Annotated in this window: 10 protein-coding genes; 5 read left to right on the top strand and 5 right to left on the bottom strand. The window is 71.1% G+C overall.

All coding sequences use genetic code 11. The features are described 5' to 3' along the window. Nucleotides 1-46 precede the first annotated feature (46 nt). Entirely contained in the window at nucleotides 47-2,251 is a 2,205-nt protein-coding gene (locus tag ACFWN2_RS12415; RefSeq protein ID WP_382427026.1) for a catalase, read from the top strand. 11 nt (nucleotides 2,252-2,262) lie between these two features. Further along, nucleotides 2,263-2,652, top strand: a complete 390-nt coding sequence (locus ACFWN2_RS12410) for an ankyrin repeat domain-containing protein (RefSeq protein ID WP_382427025.1) — start codon at nucleotides 2,263-2,265, stop codon at nucleotides 2,650-2,652. A gap of 3 nt (nucleotides 2,653-2,655) precedes the next feature. Here the strand turns inward: ACFWN2_RS12410 and ACFWN2_RS12405 are convergent, their stop codons facing one another. Both ACFWN2_RS12405 and ACFWN2_RS12400 read right to left on the bottom strand, forming a co-directional pair. Beyond that, nucleotides 2,656-3,705 carry a glycosyltransferase gene (locus ACFWN2_RS12405; RefSeq protein WP_382427023.1) on the bottom strand — a complete coding sequence of 350 codons (1,050 nt, stop codon included), beginning with the start codon at nucleotides 3,703-3,705 and terminating at the stop codon, nucleotides 2,656-2,658. A 132-nt stretch (nucleotides 3,706-3,837) separates the two neighbouring features. Continuing rightward, nucleotides 3,838-4,266, bottom strand: a complete 429-nt coding sequence (locus ACFWN2_RS12400; protein ID WP_382427021.1) for a MarR family transcriptional regulator — start codon at nucleotides 4,264-4,266, stop codon at nucleotides 3,838-3,840. A gap of 78 nt (nucleotides 4,267-4,344) precedes the next feature. Between ACFWN2_RS12400 and ACFWN2_RS12395 the strand changes: the two genes are divergently transcribed. Next, nucleotides 4,345-4,851 carry a hypothetical protein gene (locus ACFWN2_RS12395; RefSeq protein WP_382427020.1) on the top strand — a complete coding sequence of 169 codons (507 nt, stop codon included), beginning with the start codon at nucleotides 4,345-4,347 and terminating at the stop codon, nucleotides 4,849-4,851. On the opposite strand, the gene ACFWN2_RS12390 is transcribed toward ACFWN2_RS12395, so the two are convergent. After that, a complete protein-coding gene (locus ACFWN2_RS12390; protein WP_382427019.1) occupies nucleotides 4,820-6,469 on the bottom strand; it encodes a helix-turn-helix domain-containing protein in 1,650 nt (549 codons plus the stop codon). The two genes, ACFWN2_RS12395 and ACFWN2_RS12390, sit on opposite strands and share 32 nt — an antisense overlap. A gap of 196 nt (nucleotides 6,470-6,665) precedes the next feature. Here ACFWN2_RS12390 and ACFWN2_RS12385 point away from each other — a divergent pair, with 196 nt between their 5' ends. Continuing rightward, complete coding sequence (locus ACFWN2_RS12385) at nucleotides 6,666-7,502, top strand: RICIN domain-containing protein (RefSeq protein WP_382427018.1); 837 nt, start codon at nucleotides 6,666-6,668, stop codon at nucleotides 7,500-7,502. Between the two features lie 11 nt (nucleotides 7,503-7,513). Beyond that, nucleotides 7,514-7,837, top strand: a complete 324-nt coding sequence (locus ACFWN2_RS12380) for a hypothetical protein (RefSeq protein ID WP_382427016.1) — start codon at nucleotides 7,514-7,516, stop codon at nucleotides 7,835-7,837. A 42-nt stretch (nucleotides 7,838-7,879) separates the two neighbouring features. Here the strand turns inward: ACFWN2_RS12380 and ACFWN2_RS12375 are convergent, their stop codons facing one another. Beyond that, nucleotides 7,880-8,539 (bottom strand): potassium channel family protein, encoded by a 660-nt coding sequence (locus ACFWN2_RS12375; protein WP_382427014.1) that lies wholly within the window; start codon nucleotides 8,537-8,539, stop codon nucleotides 7,880-7,882. After that, nucleotides 8,529-9,854, bottom strand: coding sequence for a TrkH family potassium uptake protein (locus ACFWN2_RS12370; RefSeq protein WP_382427013.1), 1,326 nt, complete (start codon nucleotides 9,852-9,854; stop codon nucleotides 8,529-8,531). Before ACFWN2_RS12370 ends, ACFWN2_RS12375 begins: the two co-directional genes overlap by 11 nt. Nucleotides 9,855-10,022: the final 168 nt, after the last annotated feature.

The raw sequence follows: 10,022 nt of genomic DNA, 5'->3' as shown, positions 1-10,022 counted from the left end.
CGCGGGTACTGCCTCCTCAGGACTTCCCGCCCCCGAGGAGGACGCAGTGGCACCGCGCAAGCCCGGCAAGCTCGTGAAGGCAGCTCTGGACAAGGCAGTCGACAAGGTGACGGAGCTGGTGAACCCGCCGATCCCGGGTGCTCCGGCGAGCGAGCCGCCGTCGCTGGAGGAGCCGACGGAGCCGCGCGGCCCGTTGCCGCCGAAGCCCGACCAGACGGGACCGGAGACGGTGTCGCCGACGGGCGCGCCGACCGGAGCGCCGCAGACCGCGAACGCCCAGCAGGGCGAGTTCCTCACCACGTCGGCGGGCACGCGGCTGCACGACACCGACCACTCGCTGAAGGCCGGTGAGCGCGGCCCGACGCTGCTGCAGGACCACCACCTGCGCGAGAAGATCATGCACTTCGACCACGAGCGCATCCCGGAGCGCGTGGTGCACGCACGAGGGTTCGGCGCACACGGCGTGTTCGTCGGCTACGGCACGGCGGCGAACGTCTGCCAGGCGGGCTTCCTGGCCAACGGCGTCGAGACTTCGGTGTTCGTGCGGTTCTCGACCGTGCTGGGCTCGCGCGGATCGGCCGACACGGTGCGCGACACCCGCGGGTTCGCGACGAAGTTCTACACCGCGGAGGGCAACTTCGACCTGGTGGGCAACAACATCCCGGTCTTCTTCATCCAGGACGGCATCAAGTTCCCCGACGTGATCCACGCCGGCAAGCCGCACCCGGACCGCGAGATCCCGCAGGCGCAGAGCGCGCACGACACGTTCTGGGACTTCGTCTCCACGCACACCGAGGCGACCCACCACGTCATCTGGAACATGTCCGACCGCGGCATCCCCCGCTCCTACCGCACGATGGAGGGCTTCGGCGTCCACACGTTCCGCCTCGTCAACGGCGAGGGCGAGACGGCGCTCGCGAAGTTCCACTGGAAGCCGAAGCTCGGCGTGCACTCCCTGGTGTGGGAGGAGGCGCAGCTGCTGGGCGGCTTCGACCCCGACTTCCACCGCCGCGACCTCGCCGACGCCATCGAGTCCGGCGCGTTCCCGCAGTGGGAGCTCGGCCTGCAGATCTTCCCGGACACGCCGAAGCAGACGTTCGAGGGCATCGATCTGCTGGACCCGACGAAGATCGTGCCGGAGGAGCTCGCGCCGGTGCAGCCGGTCGGCATGCTGACGCTCAACCGCAACACCACGAACTACTTCGCGGAGACCGAGCAGGTCGCGTTCCACCTCGGCAACCTGGTGCCGGGCATCGACGTCACGGACGACCCGCTGTTCCAGGCGCGCCTGTTCTCCTACCTCGACACCCAGCTGTCGAGGCTCGGCGGCCCGAACTTCAACCAGATCCCGGTCAACCGCCCGCACGCGCCGGTCAACGACATGCTGCGCGACGGGTTCCACCAGCACGCGGTGCACGGGGGCGTCGCGCCGTACCGGCCGAACACCCTCGACGGCGGCAACCCGTTCGTCGCGAAGGCCGAGGACCGGCCGTTCGTCGAGGTGGCGCAGCCGTTGCCGAGGGCGGTGAAGGTCCGGCAGGCACCCGCGTCGTTCGCGGACCACTACACGCAGCCGCGGTTGTTCTGGCTGAGCCTCACGCCCGTCGAGAAGGAACACGTCGTGCGCGCGTTCACGTTCGAACTGGGCAAGGTCTACGAGCAGGCGATCAAGGAACGCCAGCTGGCCGTGCTGGCCAACGTCGACCCGACGCTGTGCGCGGAGGTCGCGCGGGGCCTCGGCCTGCCGGTGCCGAGCACGACGGCGCGTCCGAAGAAGGTCACGCCCAGCCCGGCCCTGTCCCAGATCGGGCGGAAGTGGCCGACGGACGGGCGCGTCATCGGCATCGTCGTCGACCCCGCCGATCTCGACGGCGTCCGGACCGTCCGCGAGACGATCCTGGCCGGCGGCATGGTGCCGCTGCTGATCGCGCGCACCGGTGGCCCGGTCGGCGACAACGACCTGGTCGCCCAGCGCACGTTCCTCACGACGCGCTCGGTCGAGTTCGACGCGCTGCTGCTCGCGGGCAGTCCGGACACCGTCGACCCGAGCGTCGTCCTGCTGGTCCAGGAGTGCTTCCGCCACGCGAAGGCCATCGGCGCCTGGGGAACCGGCGCCACCGCCGTCGAGGCCGCCGGGTGCTCGGGTCCGGGTGTCGTGCTGGACGACGACGCGTCGAAGGTCCTGTCCGGTGTCACCGAACTGCTCGCACTGCACCGGGTGTGGGACCGCTTCCCCGCGACGATCGTCTGAGAGGCCCGGACGTGACGCTGACCGACGAGGAGCTCTCGTTCCTGCAGTCGATGTTCGACCTCGCCCGCACGGGTGACACCGAACGGCTGGCCGAGGCGCTCGACGCGGGAGTGCCGGTGAACCTCACCAACTCCGCGGGCGACTCCCTGCTGATCCTCGCCGCCTACCACTGCCACGCGGACGCGGTGGCGGCGTTGCTGGAGCGGGGCGCCGACACCGGACGCGTCAACGACCGGGGGCAGACGGCGCTCGGGGCGGCGGTCTTCCGCCGCTCCGAGCGGATCACCGGACTGCTGCTGGAGGCGGGAGCGGATCCCGCCCTCGGGCCGAGGTCCGCGCTCGACGTCGCCCGGTACTTCGAGCTGACGCCGATGCTGGAGCTGCTCACCGCGCCCCGATGACCCTCAGTGCCGGCCGGTCCCCGATCGCGCGGCCTCGGCCGTGCTCGGGAACCGCCGGTACAGGCGGTCCACGCACTCCGCAACGTCCTGCCACCTGTGGCGGGCCTGGACCCGGTCTGCTCCGGCGATACCGCACGACGCCTGCAGCGTCTCGTCGTCCAGGAGCTCCCGCAACGTCCTGACGAGTCGCTTCAGGTCGCCCGGCGGGACCAGGACCCCCGTCACGTCGTCGATCACGGCGTCGGTGAGCCCTCCGACGGCACTCGCGACGACCGGCTTCCCGCACGCCATCGCCTCCAGCACCACCGGATCCCACGACGTGCGGTGCGGCACGCACGCCACCACGTCCGCCGAACGCAACAGCGCGGGCATGTCCTGCCGCGCCACCGGTCCCAGCAGGCGCGTCCGGTTCTGCACGTCGAGCCTGCGCGCCCACTGCGCCAGCCTGTCCATGCCGCCGGTCGCCGTCGTCCCCGCCACCACCAGCTCCGCGTCCCCCAGGCGGGGCAGAGCGGTGATCAGGTCGGCGACACCGTTGTCCGGCTCCCCCACCGAGACGATCCGGCGCAGCTTCGAGCGCCTGGCCACCGCACCGACCGGCTGGAACAGCCCGGTGTCGACGCCGCGCGCCACGACCTCGATCCGCGACCGCGGCACACCGGCGGCGGCGAGGTCGAGCAACTCCTCCTCGGCGTTCGCGACGACGAGCGCTGCCTCCTTGCCCACCAGCCGTTCGACGCCGTTCTGCTCGGTGGCGCTGACGCCGTGGAACGACTGCACGACCGGCACGCCCGACCGTTGCGCGGCCAGCAGCGCGGCGAGCCCGGACCGCAGGAAGTGCGCGTGCACGAGATCCGGTCTGGTGCGGTCCCACCGTGCGCGGAGGGCGTCGACGAAGTCGCCCAGGTACAGCTCCGCACCGTCGCGTCGTGCTGTGTCCGGACCGTGCACGACCACGTCGTGACCCAGTCGTCCCAGGGCTTTCGACAGGTTCGCGACGTGCGCCCCGCCCCAGCCGGGCACGTCCTCCGCCAGCACCATCGCGATCTTCATCGGGACCTCTTCCACAGGGAGCGCGGGGACGACCTCCGTCCGCAGGGCATGGCTGCGGCAGAGGGCTGCATGCTCAACCTGCTTCCGACCGTAACCCGGACGAGTGACGGCCGCGATCCGAAGCGGTGAGCGCTAGCGGCGCTCGTTCAGGATCCGCGTCTGCTCGCGCAGCACAGCGATCGTGCGCGTCACCCAGTCACCGATCACGGCCTGCTCCTCGGGCGTGTAGCGCTCCGTCAGCCCGGCCATCGCCTTGGCCAGGCCGGAGAACGCGTCGCCGAACGCGCCCGGCACCGCGGTGATCACCAGCCGGCGCCGGTCCCGCGGATCCGGCTCGCGCCGGGCGAGCCCCGCTCGCGCGAGCCGGTCGACCACGCCCGTGACCGCACCGGGGGTCAGGCCGATCTCCCCGGCCAGCTCCCCCGCCGACACCGACCCGGCGCCCATGATCACGGCGAGCGCGCGCTGGTCGACGGCCGTCACGCCGAGGGTCGCGCCCACCGCCTCGTGGAACGCCACGACGGCGGTGCTCAGTTCACGTCCGGCATCTCGACCTTCCACACGATCACTTTACCCCGAGCGATATTTCAGTACACTGAACTAAATTGTTCAGTCGAGTGAAACATCCAGGGGGATTCGATGAGTGAGCTGAAGCTGGCGCTGGAAGTGCCGAGATGGACGTGGCGCTGCTACACCCGCCACCTGGGCCTGGTGGTGGGACTGTCGCTGATCGCCTCGGTCCAGCGGCTGGTCGTCGTGAACTGGACGGACGAGGTCCCTCCCGCCCTCGCGACGGCGTCCGAGGTCGTGGTGCTGGCGGCCCGCGTGCTGCTCCTGGTGCTGGTCTGGCGGATCGCGATGGCCGGCCGCGCGCTGCGGTCCGGTCGCGACTTCGTGCGGCGGCACTGGCGCAGCCTGCTGTGGCAGGTCGTGTTCCTGGGCGCGGCCTTCGCGGTGTTCGAGGTGGTCGCCGAACACCTCGTGTCCGCGTTGCTCCCGCCGTCGGCCAGGCAGACCTACCTGGCCGTGCTGCTGTTCGTGAAGAACCCGACGGTCATCGCGCTGACGTTCCTGTGGTGGATCGGCGTGATCCGCCAGGTGTTCTCGGCGGAGGTCAGCGAGGCGCTGCCGGCGTCGAGGCGATGAGGACGGGTTCCTCGGAGATCGTGAGGGTGTCACCCGCTTCCACGGGCTGAGCGGTCCCGTCGAGGCGTCGCACCTCGTAGGCGCGGGGCGGTGCGACGACCGCGGCCGTTCCCCTGTCGGTCCACCGGATCGTCAGGTCGTAGGTCCGTCCGGCGTCGGTCGCCGAGTAGACGCACTCGAAGACGTTGTCCGGCAGGTTCACGCCGACACCCCGGCCGCACGAACGGATGCCGGCCCCGTGCACCCACCGCTGCAGCTGCTCGACGGCGAGCGCGGCCCTCGTCGGCACCCCGCCGACCGGCTGCAGCACCACGGGGATCTTCGTTCCGCCCCAGTTGTAGAAGTAGAGGCGTTCGAGGTTGACCTTGCGCGCGAACATCCCGACGAGGAAGAAGCGCACCGCGTGGTCGCGCGCGGTGACGTCGTCGAGCTGCGGCTGGGTCGCGATCGCGTAGTCGGTGCCGGTGCTCCACAGCCGCGGGTGGATCCCGGCGTCGTGCAGCACCCGGTCGACCGCCGCGAGGTGCCCGAGCACGACCTCCGGCGGGTCGGAGGCGTTGGGGCGGAACAGCTTGATGCCCGCGACGTCGCAGTGGTCGTACCCGTCGAGCTCGATGAACCGGCGGAGGAACGCCAGCCCCTCCTCCGTGTGCAGGCGGCCCATGCCGGGGCACACGACGGTGGCCGCCGGGTCGGTGGCACGGACGACCCTGCTCGCCCGGCGCGTCATCTCGACCAGGGTCTCGACGCTGCCGCTGTAGAACCGGCGGTCGTTGGCCAGCACCCACAGCTCGTACGCCTCGATCCGCCCCCGGTAGCGCTCGGCCACAGCCCGGACGAACCCCTCCCAGTCCGCGAGGTCGGCCGGAGGCGCCGAGGTGCCGTCGGGATAAGGCCCCGGCGGACCGTCGGGACTGGCCCACTTCGGGGTGCTGCCGAAGACGAACAGCGGTGGCAGGCCCGCCTTCTCCGCGCCGCCGACCAGGCGGTCGAGCGTGGTCCAGTCGAGCGCCCCGCGCTCGCGCTCCGTCTCCGACCACCGCGTCCCGCCGTCCCAGAAGCGGACGGCGCCGACGCGGAACGCGGGCATGGCCCCGGTGGCGCTGTTGATCGTGACGCCGAACAGCTCGGGCGGCACGCGGGCGGGCGGCAGGGTCCACGCGGGACCGGCGGCCGACTGCCCCGGCGGGTCCGCGGCGACTCCCCGTGAGTCCTGGGCGGCGCTCGCTGCCAGCAGGGCGGCCGGCAACACCACCACGGCGGCCACCCACGCCCACCCAGGTCTCCTCCGGACGTGCCGCGCGGGTGGCGCCGGAACCGGTTCGGGAGAAGGGCTTTCCACTTCGACGTCCGGTGCGGGCGCCGTCGCCCGCAGCCACAGGTGGTGCAGGGCGGCCATGTCGTCACGGCTCGCGCCACACGTCAGCGCGATGCGTTCCACGGTGCCGAACTCCCGCGGCACGCTCGTCCCCCTGCAGTAGCGGTGCACCGCGGACTTGCTCAGGTGCACCCTGCGCCCGATCCGGTCGTAGCTGAGGTCGCTGGCCGACTTGAGCCGCTCCAGCCGTTCCCCGAGTTCTCTCGCGTGCCGATCGCCGTCCCGCTCCCCTGCGGTCACGGTTCCAGGGTGTCCCAGACGCCCCTCCCCGTCCATCGGCCAAACGTCCGCGACGTCCCAGGGACCGACGTCCTCGCTGGTCAGGGGCCGGTTTTCGTCCCAGCGTCCCAAGTTGCCCCTGACGCGTTGCCGACGCACCGCCGTGGGGACGACGTTGGTGTCGGCCGAATGGCAACGACATCGCTTGGGAGGGTCGATGTTGCGTCGATTGACAGCGTTCACCACGGCGCTGTGCCTGGCGGGGGCGGGCGTTCTGCTCGCATCCCCTGCCGCACAGGCGTTCCCGCGTTCGGAGACGGTGAACTCGACGAGTGACGAGCACGTCCTCATCGCCGTGGACTGGTGCGGCGACGACGAGAGGAAGAACCAGGAGGCGCCGCCCTGCGGAACGGGCAGCACCACGAGGAGGCTGCCGCCGGGGAACGGCACCCCCGCACTGGAGGACTGGGACGGCGTCCGGGTCGACGCCGGTTCCGTGATGAGGTACGAGCTGCTCACGGTGACCGTCAGCGTGCCGCCGCAGTACATCAGGACCCAGCACGAGGTCGACCGGCGGGGCGTCACGAGCCAGTGGATCAGGATTCACGACAACCAGACGGTGACGGTGCAGAGCGTCCAACGCGGCCTCGTGCTGCGCAACGTCAACTCCGGCCTCTGCATGTCGTCGTCGCTGGGCGCCGGGGAGCGTCCCGCAACGCAGCGGTTCTGCGCCAGCCCGGCCTACCTGGCGCCGGAGCAGCGGTGGCAGCTCGTCCCGATCGCGTCGGGCGAGCGGAGGTACCGCATCCGCAACACCCTGCTGGGCCTGTGCCTGGCGACGCGCGGGTTCGGCGAGTCGCTCGCCGTGATGACGACGTGCAGCACGGGAACGACCTGGCCGGACCAGATCTGGACACCGCAGGCGGTGCCCAGCGCCCAGGCCGACCGGTTCGTCAACACCTACTCGAACCTGTGCCTCGTGGCGCGCGGCACCGGTGAGTCCCAGCTCCTGCAGTCGACCTGCGGGAACTGGGCGGACCAGTACTGGAAGTGAAGGGGGACGACATGAGGGGCAAGCGAATCCTCGCCGCGGCAGGAGCGGCGGGTCTCGTGCTCGTGCTGAGCGGCACCGCGCACGCCGCCCAGCTGACCCTGTCGCAGGGCAGGGGTTACGGCGGCAACGAGACGTACCGCGTCTACGCGTGCGACACCAAGGCCGACGGCTGGGGCGTGCGGACCTACTACGAACTGGCGGACGGGTCGGCCGGCCTGGTCGGTGACGGCAACGGCAGCACCTCGCCGTGCGGCTCCAGGAACATGCCGTCCGCGGTCGTCTGGATCGCGGTCTGCGCGGGGCCGAACGGGGCGGACAGCGAGTGCCGGTACTGACCGCCTGACGCAGCGCGGCCCCGTGCGGGGGGCCGCGCTGCGTCACGTCAGGTCCGCGATCCGTTCCACGTCGGTGACCTTGCCGGCGACGATCAGCACGTCGCCGCGTTCGATCACGGTCTCCGCGGTGGCGTAGGTGAAGCCCTCGCCCGGCCGTTTGACGCCCACGACCGTGACGCCGTACTTGCCGCGCAGCTTGCTCTGGCCGAGGGGCTTGCCGATCGCCTCCTTCGGCGGCCGGGCCTTGATCATCGCGTAGTCGTCCTCGAACTCGATGTAGTCCAGCATCTTGCCGGTGACGAGGTGCGCCACGCGTTCGCCCATCTCGTGCTCGGGCAGGACGACGTGGTGCGCGCCGATGCGTTCGAGGATGCGGCCGTGCTCGCGGCTGATCGCCTTGGCCCAGATGGTGGGGATGCCGAAGTCGGCCAGCACGGCCGTGGTCAGGATGCTGGCCTCCAGGTTGGTGCCGATGCCGACGACCGCGCGTTCGAACTCGTCGACGCCGAGCTGGCGCATCACCTCGGCGTCGGTCGTGTCGGCGACGACGGCGTGGGTGAGGTCGTCGGCGTAGCGCTGGACCAGCTTCGAGTCCGAGTCGATCGCCATGACCTCGACGCCCTGGGAGACCAGCTCCAGCGCGAGCGAGCTGCCGAAGCGGCCCAGCCCGAGCACGACGACGCGGTGTTCCTTATCCGACAATGGGTCGCTCCTCGGGTAGTTCGTAGCGGCGGCGGCGTTCCCGCAGCGCCAGAGCCGACACCAGGGTGATCGGCCCGACCCTGCCGATGAACATCAGCACGATGATGACCAGCTGCCCCGTGACGGACAGGTCGGCGGTGATGCCGGTCGACATGCCGACACCACCGAACGCCGACGAGGTCTCGAACAGCACGTCGTCGAGGCGGAACGTGCTGGTGGCGAGCAGGATCAGCGTCGCGGCCATCACCACGCCGACCCCGAGCAGCGCGACCGTGACCGCCTGCCGCTGCACCTCGGCGCTGATGCGGCGGCCCATGACGTGCACGCTCGGCTCGGCCCGCACCTCGGCCAGCAGGACGAACGCGAGAAGCGCGAACGTCGTGACCTTGATGCCACCGGTCGTGCCCGCGCTGCCGCCGCCGATGAACATCAGCACGTCGCCGACGAGCATCGTGGCGGGCTGCAGCTGGGCGACGTCGACGGTGTTGAACCCGGCCGTCCCCGGCATGACGCCGTGGAACAGTCCGATGAGGAGCTTGTCCCCCACCCCGTACGGACCGAGCGTGCCCGCGCGCCCCCACTCGACGACGAGCACCACGAGCGTGCCGAACGCCATCAGCCCCAGGTACACGGGCACGGTGATCTTGGTGTGCAGCGACCACCTCTTGCGGTGCCGCCGCAGGAACTCGAACAGCACGGGAAACCCCAGCCCGCCCGTCACCGCGACCACCACGATCGGCAGGCACACCCACGGATCCGTCGCGTACCGCATGAGGCTGTCGGGGTAGAGCGCCAGGCCGACGCTGTTGAACGCCGAGATCGAGTGGAACACCCCGGAGTACAGCGCCCGCCCGAACGGCTCGCCGTGGCCGAGCCAGAACCGCAGCGCCAGCACCACCGCGCCGATCGCCTCGACGATCAGGCTGATGGCGATGACACCGGCCACGACCGCGCGGACCTGTCCCAGGTTCAGCGTGTTGGTCTCGGTCTTCACGGTGAGCTGCATGTGCAGCCCCAGCCGGTGCGAGATCAGCATCGCCAGCACCGACGTGAGCGTCATGATGCCGAACCCGCCCACCTGCCACAGCACCAGCAGCACGACCTCGCCGAACGCCGACCAGTGCGACCCGGTGTCCACCACCGCGAGACCCGTGCCGCTGATGCCGGAGGCCGCGGTGAACAGCGCGTCCATGAAGCTCGTGGTCTGCCCGGACTCGGCGGCGACCGGCAGCATCAGCAGCACCGTGCCGGCCGCGGTGGCCGCCAGGAAGGCGAGTACGACGAGGCGGGCGGGGTGCCGCCACCCGGTGATCACCGCGCCAGCCTAGATCGTCCTGTCAGGACACGTGGGACGTGGCGGGGCAAACCGGTCGCGGCGGGCGTGAGCGGGCGCAGGTGAGGTGCGGGGGGCCCACCGGTCTCCAGCGACAACGGCAGATGCGGCCGATCGACACCCCGCGGCACCCGGCAGGCGCTGCCCCAC

The sequence above is a fragment of the Lentzea sp. NPDC058436 genome, assembly GCF_042721515.1.
Lineage (GTDB): Bacteria > Actinomycetota > Actinomycetes > Mycobacteriales > Pseudonocardiaceae > Lentzea.
Note: the sequence above shows the minus strand (reverse complement) of the source record. Positions and strands in the feature narration are given on the sequence as shown.